Annotated in this window: 15 protein-coding genes, 1 tRNA gene and 2 pseudogenes; 7 read left to right on the forward strand and 11 right to left on the reverse strand. The window is 66.8% G+C overall.

Going from position 1 to position 17,370, the window contains the following annotated elements; translation table 11 throughout:
* Positions 1-14 precede the first annotated feature (14 nt).
* Positions 15-905 carry a prolipoprotein diacylglyceryl transferase gene (gene lgt / locus WT26_RS16730; protein WP_069273313.1) on the reverse strand — a complete coding sequence of 297 codons (891 nt, stop codon included), beginning with the start codon at positions 903-905 and terminating at the stop codon, positions 15-17.
* Between the two features lie 89 nt (positions 906-994).
* Positions 995-1,909 carry a LysR substrate-binding domain-containing protein gene (locus WT26_RS16735; RefSeq protein WP_069273314.1) on the reverse strand — a complete coding sequence of 305 codons (915 nt, stop codon included), beginning with the start codon at positions 1,907-1,909 and terminating at the stop codon, positions 995-997.
* Between the two features lie 148 nt (positions 1,910-2,057).
* Here WT26_RS16735 and ilvD point away from each other — a divergent pair.
* A pseudogene (ilvD, locus tag WT26_RS16740) lies at positions 2,058-3,726 on the forward strand (dihydroxy-acid dehydratase).
* Between the two features lie 126 nt (positions 3,727-3,852).
* Positions 3,853-4,176: a c-type cytochrome gene (locus tag WT26_RS16745; protein WP_069273315.1), complete on the forward strand. Its 324-nt coding sequence runs from the start codon at positions 3,853-3,855 to the stop codon at positions 4,174-4,176.
* 11 nt (positions 4,177-4,187) lie between these two features.
* Here WT26_RS16745 and WT26_RS16750 read toward each other — a convergent pair whose 3' ends face one another.
* From WT26_RS16750 to WT26_RS16760, 3 genes are read right to left on the reverse strand one after another with little or no spacing between them, the layout of a single operon-like run.
* The gene (locus WT26_RS16750) at positions 4,188-4,784 is read right to left on the reverse strand and encodes a DUF2486 family protein (RefSeq protein ID WP_069273316.1); all 597 of its coding nucleotides are present in this window, start codon (positions 4,782-4,784) and stop codon (positions 4,188-4,190) included.
* Positions 4,785-4,804: 20 nt separating this feature from the next.
* Positions 4,805-5,221 carry a DNA polymerase III subunit chi gene (locus WT26_RS16755; RefSeq protein WP_059531813.1) on the reverse strand — a complete coding sequence of 139 codons (417 nt, stop codon included), beginning with the start codon at positions 5,219-5,221 and terminating at the stop codon, positions 4,805-4,807.
* A gap of 34 nt (positions 5,222-5,255) precedes the next feature.
* Positions 5,256-6,767, reverse strand: coding sequence for a leucyl aminopeptidase (locus tag WT26_RS16760; protein WP_059531810.1), 1,512 nt, complete (start codon positions 6,765-6,767; stop codon positions 5,256-5,258).
* 122 nt (positions 6,768-6,889) lie between these two features.
* Between WT26_RS16760 and lptF the strand changes: the two genes are divergently transcribed.
* From lptF to WT26_RS16775, 3 genes are read left to right on the forward strand one after another with little or no spacing between them, the layout of a single operon-like run.
* Positions 6,890-7,981, forward strand: a complete 1,092-nt coding sequence (lptF, locus tag WT26_RS16765) for an LPS export ABC transporter permease LptF (protein ID WP_059531806.1) — start codon at positions 6,890-6,892, stop codon at positions 7,979-7,981.
* A 3-nt stretch (positions 7,982-7,984) separates the two neighbouring features.
* Positions 7,985-9,133, forward strand: coding sequence for an LPS export ABC transporter permease LptG (lptG, locus tag WT26_RS16770; RefSeq protein WP_059531803.1), 1,149 nt, complete (start codon positions 7,985-7,987; stop codon positions 9,131-9,133).
* Positions 9,134-9,160: 27 nt separating this feature from the next.
* Positions 9,161-9,547: a sirohydrochlorin chelatase gene (locus WT26_RS16775; RefSeq protein WP_069273317.1), complete on the forward strand. Its 387-nt coding sequence runs from the start codon at positions 9,161-9,163 to the stop codon at positions 9,545-9,547.
* An 87-nt stretch (positions 9,548-9,634) separates the two neighbouring features.
* On the opposite strand, the gene cobA is transcribed toward WT26_RS16775, so the two are convergent.
* From cobA to WT26_RS16805, 6 genes and pseudogenes are all read right to left on the reverse strand, one after another.
* Positions 9,635-10,384: a uroporphyrinogen-III C-methyltransferase gene (cobA, locus tag WT26_RS16780; protein ID WP_069273318.1), complete on the reverse strand. Its 750-nt coding sequence runs from the start codon at positions 10,382-10,384 to the stop codon at positions 9,635-9,637.
* Between the two features lie 71 nt (positions 10,385-10,455).
* Entirely contained in the window at positions 10,456-11,772 is a 1,317-nt protein-coding gene (locus WT26_RS16785; protein WP_069273319.1) for a sulfate adenylyltransferase subunit 1, read from the reverse strand.
* 22 nt (positions 11,773-11,794) lie between these two features.
* Complete coding sequence (gene cysD / locus WT26_RS16790; protein WP_059531791.1) at positions 11,795-12,757, reverse strand: sulfate adenylyltransferase subunit CysD; 963 nt, start codon at positions 12,755-12,757, stop codon at positions 11,795-11,797.
* A 76-nt stretch (positions 12,758-12,833) separates the two neighbouring features.
* Positions 12,834-13,581 (reverse strand): annotated as a pseudogene (locus WT26_RS16795) (phosphoadenylyl-sulfate reductase).
* Positions 13,578-14,135 carry a DUF934 domain-containing protein gene (locus WT26_RS16800; protein ID WP_069273320.1) on the reverse strand — a complete coding sequence of 186 codons (558 nt, stop codon included), beginning with the start codon at positions 14,133-14,135 and terminating at the stop codon, positions 13,578-13,580. Before WT26_RS16800 ends, WT26_RS16795 begins: the two are co-directional and overlap by 4 nt.
* 25 nt (positions 14,136-14,160) lie before the next feature.
* A complete protein-coding gene (locus WT26_RS16805) occupies positions 14,161-15,840 on the reverse strand; it encodes a nitrite/sulfite reductase (RefSeq protein ID WP_059531785.1) in 1,680 nt (559 codons plus the stop codon).
* 216 nt (positions 15,841-16,056) lie between these two features.
* Between WT26_RS16805 and WT26_RS16810 the strand changes: the two genes are divergently transcribed.
* Both WT26_RS16810 and WT26_RS16815 read left to right on the forward strand, forming a co-directional pair.
* Positions 16,057-16,998, forward strand: coding sequence for a CysB family HTH-type transcriptional regulator (locus WT26_RS16810; protein WP_014896306.1), 942 nt, complete (start codon positions 16,057-16,059; stop codon positions 16,996-16,998).
* A gap of 171 nt (positions 16,999-17,169) precedes the next feature.
* Positions 17,170-17,254: transfer RNA gene (locus WT26_RS16815), tRNA-Leu, on the forward strand.
* Positions 17,255-17,370: the final 116 nt, after the last annotated feature.

Raw genomic sequence — 17,370 nt, forward strand, 5'->3', positions numbered from 1 at the left:
GTTGCGCGATCGCATCACGTAGCCGAGGCCGCCGCGCGGCGGCGATACGCCCAGACCATCAGTGCGACACCCGCGAGGATCATCGGCAGCGACAGCCACTGCCCCATCGACAGGCCGAGCGCGAGCAGGCCGAGGAAGTCGTCGGGCTCGCGTGCGAACTCGACCGTGAAGCGTGCGAGGCCGTAGCCGATCAGGAACAGCGCGGACACGGCGCCCATCGGCCGCGACTTGCGCGCGAAGAAGAACAGCGCGAAGAACAGCACGATGCCTTCGAGCGCAATTTCATAGAGCTGCGAAGGATGGCGCGGCAGCATCTGGTATTGCATGAACACGTCGGCGAGATGCCACTTCTCGACGAGCTCCGGGTGCTTCGGCAACCAGGCCGCATCGTCGCGCATTGCCCCCGGAAACAGCATCGCCCACGGTGCGGACGGATCGGTCACGCGGCCCCATAGTTCACCGTTGATGAAATTGCCGAGCCGCCCGGCCGCGAGCCCCGTCGGCACCATCGGCGCAACGAAATCGGTGACCTGCAGCCAATGACGCTTGCGCTGCCACGCGAACAGCACCATCGCGAGCGTCACGCCGAGGAAACCGCCGTGAAACGACATGCCGCCCTCCCACACCTTGAACACGTCGAGCGGATGCGAAAAGTAGAAATCGGCCTTGTAGAACAGCACGTAGCCGAGGCGGCCGCCGAGCACGGTGCCGAGCACGCCGTAGAACATCATGTCGTCGATGTCCTTCGCGGTCCAGCCCTGCGCCGCGACGTGCGGCAGCTTCAGGCGGATCCGGCCGACGACGATCGCCGCGATGAAGCCGACGAGATACATGAGCCCGTACCAGCGCACGGCCAGCGGCCCGAGATGGATCGCAACGGGGTCGAAATTCGGGTGAATGATCATGGGTTAGCGAAGAAGTTTTCGAATGCGGTACGGCCGTCGCACACGCGCGGCACCGCGCGTTGGACGGCACCGGCGCGCCATCGTTCACGTCACGGGGCAAGCCCCTGCGCGCGCACGACGTCGATGAAGCCGGCCAGCACGGGGCTCACGTCGCCGGTACGCCACACGAGGCCCGTTTCGACGACCGGCGCGTGACCGGCGAGCGGCCGGTAGACCACGCCGGTGCGCCGCAGGTTACGCAGCGATTGCGGCACCAGTGCGACGCCCATGCCGGCCGACACGAGGCTGACGATCGTCTGCATCTGGATCGCCTCCTGGCCGATGCGCGGAGTTTCCCCCGCCGCGCCGTAGCAGCCCGTAATGATGTCATAAAAGCCGGGCGCCAAACGACGCGGAAAGATCACGAGCGGCAACGCGGCGACTTCCGCGAGATGGACGGGCTCGTCTTCAGGCGCGTCGCTCGCGGCCGCCGGCATCGCGATCACCAGCGGCTCGCGCAGGACCGGCAGGTACGACAGCCCGGCCGCGTGGCGCGGCGGCACGGGCGGAATGACGAGCCCCGCGTCGATGCGGCCGGCGACGAGTTCGTCGATCTGCACGTCGCTCGTCGACTCCGCGAGTTGCAGGCGCACCTGCGGATAGCGCGCGCCGAACGCACGCAGCAGCGAAGGCAGCAGCCCGTAATCGGCGGTCGACACGAACGCGAGCGACAACGAGCCGGCCTCGCCGCGCGCGAGCCGTCGCGCCAGCGGCGGCAACGCATCGGCCGACGCCAGCAGCCGGCGCACGTCGGGCAACAGCGCGGCCCCGACCGCCGTCAGCGCCACCGAGCGCTTGCTGCGCACGAACAGCGCGACACCGAGCGCGTCCTCGAGCGCGCGGATCGCCTGCGACAGCGGCGGCTGCGTCATCGACAGGCGTTCGGCCGCGCGGCCGAAATGGCGCTCGTCGGCGACGGTCGCGAAATAGCGCCACTGGCGCAGGTCGGGGGTCAGGTCAGGCATCCGTCAGTGATATGAAAATCGACCTAATAAGCGATGAATAATATATTGGACACGCGCAAACGGACATTGCATGCTTGCCTCAGCCGAGTCGATGCGTCGCCGCCGAACGCACCCGCCGACGTCCCCGCCAACAAGGATGGAGTCCCCCATGGCTTACAACCGCCGCTCGAAGCACATCACGCAAGGCGTGGCGCGATCGCCGAACCGCTCGATGTATTACGCGCTCGGCTACCAGAAGGACGATTTCGACAAGCCGATGATCGGCATCGCGAACGGCCATTCGACGATCACGCCGTGCAATTCGGGCCTGCAGCGCCTGTCGGACGCGGCCGTCGCGGCCGTGAAGGCATCCGATGCAAACCCGCAGATCTTCGGCACGCCGACGATTTCGGACGGCATGTCGATGGGCACCGAAGGCATGAAGTACTCGCTCGTGTCGCGCGAGGTGATCGCCGACTGCATCGAGACCTGCGTGCAGGGGCAATGGATGGACGGCGTGGTCGTGGTCGGCGGCTGCGACAAGAACATGCCGGGCGGGATGATCGCGCTCGCGCGCCTGAACGTGCCGGGCATCTACGTTTACGGCGGCACGATCCGCCCCGGCAACTGGAAGGGCCGGGACCTGACGATCGTCTCGTCGTTCGAGGCGGTCGGCGAATTCACCGCGGGCCGGATGTCGCAGGAGGATTTCGAAGGCGTCGAGCAGAACGCATGCCCGACATCGGGTTCGTGCGGCGGGATGTACACCGCGAACACGATGAGTTCGTCGTTCGAGGCGCTCGGGATGTCGCTGCTGTGCTCGTCGACGATGGCCAACCCCGACCAGGAGAAGGTCGATTCGGCCGCCGAGTCGGCGCGCGTGCTCGTCGAGGCCGTGAAACGCGACCTGAAGCCGCGCGACATCATCACGAAGGAGTCGATCGAGAACGCGGTGTCGGTGATCATGGCGACGGGCGGTTCGACCAATGCCGTGCTGCACTATCTCGCGATCGCGCACGCGGCCGAGGTCGACTGGACGATCGACGACTTCGAGCGCATCCGCAAGCGCGTGCCCGTGATCTGCGACCTGAAGCCGTCGGGGAAGTACGTCGCGACCGACCTGCACCGGGCCGGCGGGATTCCGCAGGTGCTGAAGATCCTGCTCGACGCGGGGCTGCTGCACGGCGACTGCATGACGATCACCGGCCGCACGATCGCCGACGAACTGAAGGACGTGCCCGCCGCGCGCGGACCAGGACGTGATCTTCCCGATCGACCGCGCGCTGTACAAGGAAGGCCACCTTGCGATCCTGAAAGGCAATCTCGCGGAAGACGGCGCGGTCGCGAAGATCACCGGCCTGAAGAACCCCGTGATCACGGGCCCGGCGCGCGTGTTCGACGACGAGCAGAGCGCGATGGACGCGATTCTCGGCGACCGGATCCAGGCAGGCGACATCCTCGTGCTGCGCTATCTCGGCCCGAAGGGTGGCCCCGGCATGCCCGAAATGCTCGCGCCGACGTCCGCGATCATCGGCAAGGGGCTCGGCGAATCGGTCGGTTTCATCACCGACGGCCGCTTCTCGGGCGGCACCTGGGGCATGGTGGTCGGCCATGTCGCACCCGAGGCGTTCGTCGGCGGCACGATCGCGCTCGTGCAGGAAGGAGACTCGATCACGATCGACGCGCACCGGCTGCTGCTGCAGTTGAACGTGGACGACGCGGAACTCGCGCGCCGCCGCGCCGCGTGGCAGCAGCCGGCACCGCGCTACACGCGCGGCGTGCTCGCGAAATTCGCGGCACTCGCCCGGCCCGCGAACCAGGGTGCCGTGACCGGCTGACGCCCGTCCGGGCCGGAATGCGGCCCTGATTGACCGAACGCAAAGGGAGCGCGAAAAACTCGCGCTCCCTTTGCTTTTATAATGCGCGGGTCATGAAGCCGGCCGTCCCCGCCGGCGGAGAACCGCATGAAACAGATGATATTGCGCGCGACGCTCCTGACCCTGCTGCTCGGCGGCACGGCCGCGCACGCCGCCGAGGCGGACGGGCTCGCGCTTGCCCAGCGCAAGAACTGCATGGCCTGCCACGCGATCGGCAAACCGCTGATGGGCCCGTCGTTCCACGACATCGCCGGCAAGTATGCGGCGCGCGGCGACGCGAGCGACTACCTCGCACAGACGATCGTGAAAGGCAGCGTCGGTGTATGGGGCGGCGTACCGATGCCCGCCAATACGCAACTGACGAACACCGAAGCCCACGCGCTCGCGCAGTGGGTGATGTCGCTCAGATAAGGCCGGCCCGGTCAGCCCGAATGTCCGATGCGGCGGCGTGCGATTTCCTCGTCGACTGCGTCGCGAACCCAGTCCATCACCTCGGTTTCCAGCGCCAGCGCCACTTCGCGCGTGATCTGGCCGACCAGCCAGGCCGAATGCTCATGCAGCGCGTCGCGACAACGGGCCTCGATGGCGTCGCGCCCTTCCCCGGTCAGATAGTTCGTCAGTCGATTGCGCAGACGCTCGGCGATGTGCTGGGCATCTTCCGGCGTCAACGCTGCCGCCGTCTCGGCAGCCTGCGCGGCCATCTCGGGCGCTTCCGCCTCCCGCTGGACCGGCGCCAGCTCGACGACCGGCACCTCCGGCATCGGCACCGGCTGGACCACGACCGTCGCGGGGCCGGCTTCGATGTCGGCAGGCGCAGCCGTTTCGGGCGCTGGCGCCGTCTGCGCCGCAGCCTCCGGCGCCATCGCGGCCGGATTGCCCGGCGCGATCACGTCGGTCAGCACCGGAATCGCCGCGTCGTCCTGCGGCAACCCGGCCTCGCGCCCGCGCGCGGGCGCCGGATGGCCCGGCACCAGCACGTCGGTCAGCGTCGGGATCGAGGAGGTTTCGGCTTGTCCCACGGTGATACTCCGTCGACTGGCTAGCCGCCCTGCTTGTAGTTGTTCAGCGCGTATCCGCGGTCGCGGTAGAACCGATAGCGGTCACGGCCCGCGGCCAGTTCCTCCGGCGCGTTGCCGACCACTTCGAGCAGGCGCTCGAAGCGGGCAAACTGCGCGGGCACGGCCGCGCCGAGGTTCAGCAGCACGTGGTGATGCGGTGCGCGGTCGAGATCCGCGGCCAGCACGATCGGCGTGCCGGCTGCGTGCTCGCTGTCGACACCGCAATGCGGGATGAAATCGAGCGGCGAGAACGTCCAGAGCCGCTCGTCGAGCGCGCGCAGGCGCGCGGGCTCGGCGAGCACGACGACCGGCTGCCCGGCCTGGTAGGCCTTGCGCAGCAGCCGGCACGCGTACGCGAGCGAATCGCCGACGTTCGAGTGGAAATCGATCCGCGTCATTGCCCGCGTACCCGCAGCGTCGTCGACACCGCCATCACTGGCCGGCGCGGTCGATCAGGAACTGCGCGAGCAACGGCACCGGACGGCCCGTCGCCCCCTTCGCCGCACCGCCCTTCCACGCGGTGCCCGCGATGTCGAGGTGAGCCCACGGATAGCTGTCGGTGAAGCGCGACAGGAAGCACGCGGCGGTCACGGCGCCGGCCGGGCGCCCGCCGATGTTCGCGAGATCGGCGAAGTTCGACTTCAGCTGATCCTGGTACTCGTCGTCGAGCGGCATGCGCCATGCCGGGTCGTTCGCCTCGCGCGACGCGTCGAGCAGTTCGCCCGCGAGCGCGTCGTCCGTCGAGAACAGGCCGCTGTTGTGGCCGCCCAGCGCGATCACGCATGCGCCCGTCAGCGTTGCAACGTCGATCACGGCGGCCGGCTTGAAGCGCTCGGCATACGTGAGCGCGTCGCACAGGATCAGGCGGCCTTCGGCGTCGGTGTTCAGCACCTCGATCGTCAGGCCCTTCATGCTCGTGACGATGTCGCCCGGCTTCGTCGCGTTGCCGCCCGGCATGTTCTCGCAGGTCGGCACGATCGCGACGACGTTGATCTTCAGGCCCATCTCGGCGACCGCACGCATCGTGCCGAGCACCGAACCGGCGCCGCACATGTCGTACTTCATCTCGTCCATGCCCTCGCCCGGCTTCAGCGAGATGCCGCCCGTGTCGAACGTGATGCCCTTGCCGACCAGCACGACCGGCGCGGCCTTCGCGGCGGCGCCCTGGTAGTGCAGCACGATGAACTGCGGCGGCTCGACCGACGCGCGCGCGACCGACAGGAACGAGCCCATCTTCAGCGCCTGGATCTGCTTGAGCCCGAGCACTTCCGCCTTCAGGCCCCAATCCTTCGCGATCTTCTTCGCGGTGTTGCCGAGGTAGGTCGGCGTGCAGACGTTGCCCGGCAGGTTGCCGAGGTCGCGGGTCAGATCCATCCCGTTCGCGAGCGCGACGGCCTGCTTGACCGCGACCTTCGCGGCCTTCTCGTCGGACGGATCGACGCTGAACACGACGCGCTTGAGCGTGTGCGACGCCGGTTCCGGCTTGCTCTTCATCTGCGTGAAGCGGTAGGTCTCGTTGCGCAGCGCGAGAATCGCCGCGCGCACGCCCCAGTCGGAGCTGCGCTCGTCGACCGGCAGTTGCGCGAGCGTGAACGTGACCTGGACGACCTTGGTCGCCAGCAGCGCGCGCCACGCGGCCGTCGCTGCGTCGTTATAGGCTTTCTGGTTGAAAGCATCCTGCTTGCCGAGGCCGACGAGCAGCACGCGCGACGCGCCGATGCCCGACACTTCGTGCAGGAACAGCGTCTTGCCGCGCTTGCCGTCCATGTCGCCGGCCTTCACCACGCGCGAAATCAGTCCCTTGGTGGCCGTGTCGATGTCGAGCGCCGCGCCCGAAAGGGTCTGCGCCTCGAAGATGCCGAGCACGATGCAGTCGGACTTCCCGGTCAGGAACCCCTTCGCCTCGCCTTTGCTCCAATCACAGCCTTTTATGCTAAAGTCCATCGCGCTTGTCCTCGGATAAAATCTGGGCTAAGGATGAAAGCCGCAATTATCCGCTATTTTTCCCGTGGCGGCGCGAGCGCTCCGCTACGCGTGCGCAGCCTCCCGCCCTCTTCTCATCAAGAATGATCTTCGAACGCTCCCTCCAGCGCGAGCTTGCGTATACGGCTGGCGCCGTGTTCATGGTGCTGCTCACGATCATGCTCACGACGATGATGATCCGCATCGTCGGCTACGCCGCGTCCGGCGAAATCGATCCGCGGGACGTCCTCGTGCTGATCGGCCTCACCGTGATCGGCTACCTCGCCGTGATGCTCGTCGTCACGCTGTTCGTGTCGATCCTGTTCGTGCTGACCCGGTGGTACCGGGACTCCGAAATGGTCGTCTGGCTCGCGTCGGGCGTGAGCCTCACGCGCCTCATCAAGCCGATCGGCGTGTTCGCCACGCCGATCATCCTGCTGATCGCGTTCTTCGCGTTCGTCGGCTGGCCGTGGTCGAACCAGCAAAGCAAGATGATCAAGGCACGCTTCCAGCAGCGCGACGAGATCTCGCTGCTCGCGCCGGGCCAGTTCCGCGAGTCGGCCACGAACCACCGCGTATTCTTCATCGAGAAGATGACGCCCGACCAGAGCAAGGTGCAGAACGTGTTCGTCACGTCGACCGAGAACGGCAAGGTCAACGTGGTCGTATCGCAGACGGGCCACACGGAAACGCGCGACGGCAGCCGCTTCGTCGTCCTGGAGGACGGCCGCCGCTACGACGGCACGCCCGGCCAGCCGAACTTCAAGATCATGGAGTTCGAGCGCTACGGCGTGAAGATCACGAGCACGCCGGTCACCAACGTGCCGACCACGAACAGCACGCCGACGCCGGACCTGCTGCGCAACCCGACGCGCGACAACCTCGCGGAATTCGCATGGCGCGCGGGGCTGCCGCTGATCGCGATCAACCTGCTGGTGCTCGGCATTCCGCTGTCGTACCAGAACCCGCGCCGCAGCCGCACGATCAACCTCGTGATGGCCGTGCTGATCTACCTCACGTACTCGAACCTGCTGAACGTCGTGCAGGCGCAGATCGAGCAGGGCAAGATGTCGTTCGGCGTCGGCCTGGTCGGCCTGCACGTCGTCGTCGCCGCGATCGTCGCGTTCATCTTCTGGTTGCGCGTGCGCAATCGTCCGCTGTTTACACGCGCGCTGTTCGGCCGCTCGGGAGCATGATCGATGCGGCTCTATGAAAAGTACTTCGCGCGACAGATCTACATCACGTTCGTCTTCATCCTGTTCGCGTTCTCGGGCCTGTTCTTCTTCTTCGACCTGATCAGCGAACTGAACTCGGTCGGCCACGGCAACTACAAGTTCGGCTACGCGGTGCTGCGCGTCGCGCTGCAGACGCCGTCGCGCTTCTACGAGATCATCCCGGTCGCCGCGCTGATCAGTGCGATCTACGTGTTCGCGCAGATGGCCGCGAACTCGGAATTCACGATCTTCCGCGTGTCGGGCCTCGCGACCAACCAGGCGCTGCGCTCGCTGCTGAAGATCGGCGTACCGCTCGTGATCGTCACCTACCTGATCGGCGAATTCGTCGGCCCGTACGCCGATCAGTTGTCCGAACGCGTGCGGCTGCAGGCGCTCGGCGCATCGGTGTCGTCGAACTTCCAGTCGGGCGTGTGGGTGAAGGACACGCTCGCGGCCCGCGAGAACGGCGAGCAGGTCACGCGTTTCGTCAACGTCGGCAGCCTGTCGCCCGACTCGACGATCAGCAACGTGCGCATCTACGAATTCGATTCGAAGTTCCAGCTCCAGAACGTGCGGATCGCGCAGACGGGACGCTACGAGCCGCCCGGCCACTGGCTGCTGAAAGGCGTCTCCGAGACCGAGCTGACGCCGATCAAGCCGATCAGCGGCCAGCCGGCCGACGCGCTGAACCCCGTGTACCGGTCGCAGCAGGTATCGCTGCCCGAATACCGGCTGCGTTCGGACCTGACGCCGCAGATCCTGTCGGTGCTGCTCGTGTCGCCGGAGCGCATGTCGATCATCAACCTGTTCCGCTACATCCAGCATTTGCGCGAGAACCAGCAGGACACGCAGCGCTACGACATCGCGCTGTGGCGCAAGCTGCTGTATCCGTTCGCCGTGTTCGTGATGCTCGTGCTGTCGCTGCCGTTCGCTTACCTGCACACGCGGGCGGGCGTGGTCGGCGTGAAGGTGTTCGGCGGCATCATGCTCGGGATGAGCTTCCAGCTCCTCAATACACTGTTCTCGCACATCGGCACGCTGAACACGTGGCCCGCGCCGCTCACGGCCGCGACGCCGGGCCTGATCTATCTCGCGCTCGGCCTGTTCGCGCTCAAGTGGGTCGACCGGCACTGAGCGCCGCGTCACGACGGAGGCTTCGACATGAGTTCGCACGGCATCGTCCTGTTCGGCCACGGCGCCCGCGACCCGCGCTGGGCCGAGCCGTTCGAGCGGCTCGCCGCGCGACTGCGCGCCGCGCGCGGCGAACCCGCTTCGTCCGTGTCGCTCGCATTCCTCGAGCTGATGACGCCGACGCTCGGTGATGCCGTCGCCGCGCAGGTCGCGGCCGGCTGCTCGCACATCACCGTCGTGCCCGTGTTCTTCGGCCAGGGCGGCCATGTGCGCCGCGATCTGCCGCAACTCGTCGATGCGTGCCGCGCCGCGCATCCGGGCATCGAGATCCGCTGCGCGACGCCCGTCGGCGAAGACGACGGCGTGCTCGACGCGATCGCGCGCTATTGCCTCGATCAGCTGGACGACGGCGCGTAAGCGCTGCACCTGCCCCGCCTGCCGCACAAGAAAAAAGCGCCGGCCTTCACAAGCCGGCGCTTTTTTGTTTCGGACGCCCTGCTCCGCTCAGGCCGCGTCGCGCATCCCGCCGGCCCGTTTCGCGTGCTCGCCACGTTCGGCGAACGCCTCGCCGATCATCAGCAGGCTCGGTTCCGCGGGATCGAGCCACGCCTGCGCGTCGCCCGCCGCCATCTGTGCGAGCGTCAGCGTCAGCGAGCGCTCGCGCGCGGTGCTGCATGCCTCGACGATCGCCACGGGCGTCGCCGGCGCACGGCCCGCGTCGATCAGTTCCTGCGCGATGCCGGGCGCGCTGTCGCGGCCCATGTAGTAGACGATCGAATCGGCACGCGCGGCTTCGCGGATCTCGTCGCTGCCCGGCGCGCGGCTGTGCGTCGCGAACGCGACGCTGCGCGACACGCCGCGCAGCGTCAGCGAACGCTTCAGCGTCGCCGCGCCGGCCAGTGCCGCGGTGATGCCCGGCACGACCTCGTAGTCGATGCCGGCCGCTTCCAGCGCCCGCATCTCCTCTTCGGCACGACCGAACAGCATCGGGTCACCGCCCTTCAGCCGCACGACGCACGCGTGCTCGCGTGCCGCATCGACGATCTGCTTGTTGATGAAGTGCTGCGCGGTCGAGCGCTGCCCGCAGCGCTTGCCGACCGCGATCCGGCGCGCGTTCGGCGCGTAGTCGAGCATCGCGGGCTCGACGAGCGCGTCGTGCAGCACGACGTCCGCCTGCGCGAGCAGCCGCGCGCCGCGCACCGTGATGAGGTCCGCCGCGCCCGGCCCTGCTCCGATCAGATACACCTTGCCCATGTTTGTCGCTTCACTTGCCCGGAGGCGCCGGCATCGGCCCGCGCCGCCCGAAAGGCGGCGCGGTTCGCCGCTTATGCCGAGAACGCCCGGATCATGCCCGCGGCGACCGTGTGATGCGTCGCCTCGTCGATCAGCACGAACGCACCGGTGCCCGGATGCGCATCGTACGTATCGCAGACGATCGGCTTCTGCAGCGTCAGCGCGACACGGCCGATGTCGTTCATCTTCAGCTCGTGACGGTCGGTCGCATGCGACAGCGTGTGCACGTCGAGCACCTGCTTGACGCCGCCGATCTTCGCGAACACCGTGCTGGTGGTCTGCTTCAGCAGGTACTTGCGCTGCGGCGACAGCGGCGTCTCGTCGAACCAGCACAGATCGGCTTCGAGCTTCTTCGCCGGTGCAACCGGCTCGCCGGACGTGACGAACATGTCGCCGCGCGACACGTCGACGTCTTCCGCGAGGCGGATCGTCACGGTCTGGCCCGCGAACGCGTGCGCGACCGACGCGGTGCCGCCCGGCACCGGCGCGATGATCTCGGCGACCGTCGCGGTGCGGTTCGACGGCAGCACGGCGATCACGTCGCCGACCTTCACTTCGCCCGACTCGATACGGCCCATGTAGCCGCGGAAATCGTCGGCCGAGCTGCCGTCCTGGCGCGCAACCCACTGCACCGGGAAGCGCAGCGCGTCATGCGCCTGCGTCTCGACCGGCAGCGATTCGAGCACGTCGAGCAGCGGTTCGCCCGCGTACCACGGCATGCGTTCGCTCGCACCGACGATGTTGTCGCCCTTCAGCGCCGACACCGGCACGAAGCGCACGTCGGTGAGGCCGAGCTGCTTCGCCAGCGTGACGTACGCGTCGCGGATCTCGTTGAAGCGCGCTTCGCTGTAGTCGACGAGATCCATCTTGTTGATCGCGACGATCACGTGCTGCAGCGCGAGCAGCTTGACGATCGCGCTGTGGCGCTTGGTCTGCGGCAGCAGGTCGGCGACACCGTTCTCGACCGTCACGCGCGTCGCGTCGATCAGGATGATCGCCGCGTGCGCGGTCGAGGCGCCCGTCACCATGTTGCGCGTGTACTGCTCGTGGCCCGGCGTATCGGCGATGATGAACTTGCGCTTCGCGGTCGCGAAATAGCGGTATGCGACGTCGATCGTGATGCCCTGCTCGCGCTCGGCTTCGAGACCGTCGGTCAGCAGCGCGAGGTCGAGCTCGTCGCCGACCGTGCGCTTGTTCTTCGCGCGCGACAGCGCGGACAGCTGGTCGGACAGCACGGCCTTGCTGTCGTACAGCAGGCGGCCGATCAGCGTGCTCTTGCCGTCGTCGACGCTGCCCGCCGTGATGAAGCGCAACACGCCGAGGTCTTCGGTGTTCTCGATGATGCTCATGATGTGAATGTCCTCGTGTGCTTCAGAAATAACCTTGCTTCTTGCGCTGTTCCATCGCGGCTTCGGAGGCCTGGTCGTCCATCCGGGTCGCGCCGCGCTCGGTGATCTCGGTCACCGCCGTCTCGGCGATGATCTTCTCGACGTCGTCCGCGTCGCTCTCGACCGGGCACGTGCAGGAAATGTCGCCGACCGTGCGGAAGCGCACCTGCGCGAGCTCGCTCGTCTCGCCGTCACGCATCGGCGTGAGCGGCGTGACCGGCACGAGCAGGCCGTTGCGGCGTACGATCTCGCGCTGGTGCGCGTAATAGATCGACGGCAGTTCGAGGTTCTCGCGCGCGATGTACTGCCACACGTCGAGCTCGGTCCAGTTCGAGATCGGGAACACGCGCAGGTGCTCGCCGTTGTGCAGGCGGGCGTTGTACAGGCTCCACAGTTCCGGGCGCTGCGCCTTCGGATCCCACTGGCCGAATTCGTCGCGGAACGAGAAGATGCGCTCCTTCGCGCGCGCCTTCTCTTCGTCGCGGCGCGCGCCGCCGATCAGCGCCGTGTAGCCGTGCTGTTCGATCGTCTCGAGCAGCGTGACGGCCTGTGCGGCATTGCGCGAATCGGTTTCGCGGCGCAGCACGACCGTGCCGCGCTTGATCGAATCCTCGACGTGACCGACGACCAGCTCGGCGCCGAGTTCTTTCGCGCGGCGGTCGCGGAAGTCGATCACTTCCTCGTAGTTGTGGCCCGTGTCGATGTGCACGAGCGGGAACGGCAGCGTCGTCTTGCGGTTCGCGCCGAGGCCGAACGCCTTCAGTGCCAGATGCAGCACGACGACCGAATCCTTGCCGCCCGAGAACAACAGCGCCGGCTTGCTGCATTCGGCGACCAGTTCGCGCAGGATGTGGATCGACTCGGCTTCGAGCCAGTCGAGGTGGCCCATGCGGCTGTCGGCACCGGCGGGCGGGGCAAAGGCGGATTGCTCGAGCGTCGTGCTCATGATTTCAGTCCTTCTCTTCTGGGTTCGTGCCGCCCGCTGTCGCGGGCGGCGCAATATTCAGTTTCTTGTCAGGCTTTCAGTGCGTGGCGCCGGTTTCGGCTTCCGCGGGAATCGGCGTGATCGTGATGTGCAGCCCGCATTCCTTCGTATCGCGCGACTCCCACCACCAGCGGCCCGCGCGGCTGTCCTCGCCGGGGCGGATCGCCCGCGTACAGGGCTCGCAGCCGATGCTCGGGTAGCCGCGCGCATGCAGCGGATTCACCGGCACGTCAAACGCGTTAAGGTACGCCCACACGTCGCTTTCCGTCCAGTCGGCGAGCGGGTTGTACTTCGCGATCCCGCGCGCTTCGTCCTGTTCTTCCTCGTGCAGCTCGGCACGCGTGACCGACTGCTCGCGGCGCTGGCCGGTGACCCACGCGCCGACGTCGGCCAGCGCACGGTTCAGCGGCTCGACCTTGCGGATGTGGCAGCACGACTTGCGCAGCTCGACGCTCTCGTAGAACGCATTCAGGCCGTGCTCGGCGACGTACCGGTCGACCGCGTCCTGCTGCGGGTGAAACTGCTCGATCTCGTATCCGTAGCGCTCGCGCACGCGGTCGATCATGCCGAGCGTTTCCGCGTGCAGGCGGCCCGTGTTCAGCGAGAAGATGCCGATCGACACCCCCTTCGACAGGATCGCGTGCGTCAGCAGCATGTCTTCCGCCGCGAGGCTGCTCGCGAACTTCACCTTCGTGACGGGCGCCGATCCGTGCGAGCAGCGCGTCGAGGCGCTCGACCTTCGCGGCGAGTTCCGGCGTCGGCGCGGTGGCGATGGCGTCGCTCATGCGCCCACCTTCGCGTCGGACGCCGCTGCGTCAGCGGCCGCACCGCGACGGCGGAACAGCGGTTCGGGCTGGTCGAACGCGCCCTGATAACGCTGCGTGAATTCCGTGAACGCGTTCAGCGCGTCGTGGATGTCCTTGTCGGCGCGCACCGCGAATGCGTCGAAGCCGCAACGCGACATGTACAGCAACTGGTCGCGCAGCACGTCGCCGATCGCGCGCAGCTCGCCCGTCCAGCCGTGGCGCTCGCGCAGCAGGCGCGCGATGCTGTAGCCGCGGCCGTCCGCGAAGCGCGGGAAGTCGACGGCGACCAGCGAAATCGCGCCGAAGTCGGCCACGAGATCGGCCGGCTCGCTGTCCGGGGCGAGCCACACGCCGAGCTCGTCCTTCGTCTTCGCGGCGACGAGCGCCGCGCGCTCGGCCTGCCACAACGCGAACGGCACCAGCACCTTGCCGGCCGGCAACGCATCGACCGCGGGCAGTGCACCGTCTTCCGCCGCGCGCACGACCTGCCATGCATCGTCGATCACTGCGCGGTTCTTGATAATCGAAGCCATCTGCTAATTCCTTCTACCCGGTTGGTTACGCGTTCACTGCCTGGCGCGCCGCATACACGCGCTCCTTGAACGGCGCGATGCCGATGCGGTCGTACGTGTCGACGAAGCGCTCGCCGTCGACGCGCGATTCGACGAACGTGTCGATCAGCTTCGCGATCACGTCGGGCACTTCTTCCGCCGAGAACGACGGCCCGATCACGCGGCCGAGGCGCGCGCCGTTCCGGCCCGTGCCCTGCTCGCCGCCGAGCGACACCTGGTACCACTCGGCGCCGTCCTTGTCGACGCCGAGGATGCCGATGTTGCCGACGTGGTGGTGACCGCACGAGTTCATGCAGCCGGAAATGTTCAGCGACAGGTCGCCGAGGTCGTACACGTAGTCCAGATCGTCGAAACGCTGCTGGATCGCCAGCGCGATCGGGATCGACTTCGCGTTCGCGAGCGAGCAGAAGTCGCCGCCCGGGCACGCGATGATGTCGGTCAGCAGGCCGATGTTCGGCGTCGCGAAACCGGCCGCCTTCGCCTTTTCCCAGACCTCGAACAGGTCGCGCTTCTTCACGTTCGCGAGAATCAGGTTCTGCTCGTGCGACACGCGCAGCTCGCCGAACGAGTAGGCGTCGGCCCAGTCGGCCACCAGGTCCATCTGCCGGTCGGTCGCATCGCCCGGCGCAACACGGTGATCCTTCAGCGACAGCGTGACGGCTGCATAGCCGGCCACCTTGTGCGGTGCGACGTTACGCTCGACCCAGCGCGCGAACGCCTTGTTCTCGAGCAGGTGCTGTTCGAACGATGCGTCGGTATCGGCCAGCTTCTCGTAGACGGGCGGCCGGAAGTACTGCGACACGCGATCGACTTCCGCCTGCGTGAGCGTCGACGGGCCGTCCTTCAGGTGCTGCCACTCTTCCTCGACCTGCTGCGCGAACTTCGCGGGCGACAGCGCCTTCACGAGGATCTTGATGCGCGCCTTGTACAGGTTGTCGCGGCGGCCGTAGCGGTTGTACACGCGCAGCACGGCTTCGCAGTAGGTCAGCAGGTGCTGCCACGGCAGGTCTTCCTTGATCACCGCGCCGACGATCGGGGTACGGCCGAGGCCGCCGCCCGCGAGGATGCTCGCGACCACTTCGCCCTGCGCGTTCTTCTTCAGGTACACGCCGAGGTCATGGATCTGCACGGCCGCGCGGTCGACCTTCGAGCCCGACACCGCGATCTTGAACTTGCGCGGCAGCCATGCGAATTCGGGATGGAACGTCGACCACTGGCGCAGGATTTCCGACCACGGGCGCGGATCGATCTCCTCGTCTTGAGCGACGCCGGCGAACTGGTCGGCCGTGATGTTGCGGATGCAGTTGCCCGACGTCTGGATGCCGTGCATCTGCACCGACGCGAGCTTCGCGAGGATCTCGGGCGTTTCCTCGAGCTGGATCCAGTTGAACTGGATGTTCGAGCGGGTCGAGAAGTGGCCGTAGCCGCGGTCGTGTTCGCGGGCGATGCGCGCCAGCATCCGGAGCTGGTCGCTGCGCAGGTTGCCGTACGGAATCGCGATGCGGTGCATGTACGCGTGGCGCTGCATGTACAGGCCGTTCTGCAGGCGCAGCGGACGGAATTCTTCTTCGCTCAACTCGCCCGACAGCCGGCGGCGCACCTGATCGCGGTACTGCGCGACACGCTCGTCGACGATCGTCTGGTCGTATTGGTCGTACTGATACATTCGGGGACCCCAGGGTTTTCGTGGTGACCGCGCGACGTCCTAGCCACGTCGCGCCCGAATCTCCGTTCCGTCGCCATGGCCGGCCTTCCGCTGCCCGGATGGATTGCTAATGACGAAAACAGATATCCATATTTGAAAAACTCCGGTGAATCGTAATAAACTCGCCTTATATTTCAAACGACTAAAAAATTCTGTTGATATGCGGAAGGGTTATAAATGAACCTGCACCAATTTCGCTTCGTGCGCGAGGCCGTCCGGCAGAATTTCAACCTCACCGAGGCCGCCAAGGCGCTCTACACGTCGCAGCCGGGGGTATCGAAGGCGATCATCGAGCTCGAGGACGAGCTCGGCGTGGAGATCTTCACGCGGCACGGCAAGCGCGTGCGCTCGCTCACCGAGCCGGGCAGGATCATCCTCGCGTCGGTCGAGCGGATTCTTCAGGAGGTTGAAAGCCTTAAAAGGGTCGGAAAAGATTACGCAGCACAGGATCAGGGCAACCTGACCATCGCCGCGACCCACACGCAGGCCCGCTACTCGCTGCCGGCCGCGATCGCCGAATTCAAGAAGCGCTTTCCGAAGGTACACCTGTCGATCCTGCAAGGCAGCCCGACACAGGTGGCCGAGATGGTGATCCACGACCAGGCCGATCTGGCGATCGCGACCGAGGCGATCTCCGACTACAAGGAGCTCGTGTCGCTGCCCTGCTTCCAGTGGCATCACGCGGCCGTCGTGCCGGCCGACCACCCGTTGCTCGAACGCAAGCCGGTCACGCTCGACGATCTCGCGCAGTACCCGCTGATTACGTACGACGACGCGTTCGCGGGCCGCAAGAAGATCAACCATGCGTTTGCGCTTCGCGGGCTGTCGCCGGACATCGTGCTCGAGGCGATCGACGCCGACGTGATCAAGACCTACGTCGAACTCGGCCTCGGCGTCGGGATCATGGCCGACATCGCGTTCAATCCCGAGCGCGACCGCAACCTGCGGCTGATCCCGGTCGGCCACCTGTTCGGCAGCAACGTGACGCGTGTCGCGCTCAAGCAGGGCGCCTACCTGCGCAGCTATGTGTATACGCTCGTCGAACTGCTGTCGCCGACGCTGAACCGCAAGCTGATCGAACAGGCGCTCAAGGGCGAATCCGAATCGTACGAGCTTTGACCGGCGCGCATGATGACAGGGGGTGCACATTGCCCCCTTTTTTTCGGGTACGGCGCGTTCGTCCATCTCGGCCAGTGACACGCCTTCGACTTTCCGAGCTTGCCCGGCCCCGCATTTTCAGGGATAATCCGCGTTTTCGCCGCGCACAATCGCATGCGCGGCCAGGATCAAGCCCAGGTGGTGAAATTGGTAGACGCAGGGGACTCAAAATCCCCCGCCGCAAGGCGTGCCGGTTCGATTCCGGCCCTGGGCACCAGACACGCCGCGCATCATGCGTGGCCTGCCATCGAAACCCGCGAAAGCCAGACGCTTCGCGGGTTTTTTCTTTTCGGCGCGCTCGCCAAGTGCATTCGCCGCCGCAACGCGCCTGCC

This window comes from Burkholderia cepacia (assembly GCF_001718835.1).
Taxonomy (GTDB): Bacteria; Pseudomonadota; Gammaproteobacteria; order Burkholderiales; family Burkholderiaceae; genus Burkholderia; species Burkholderia cepacia_F.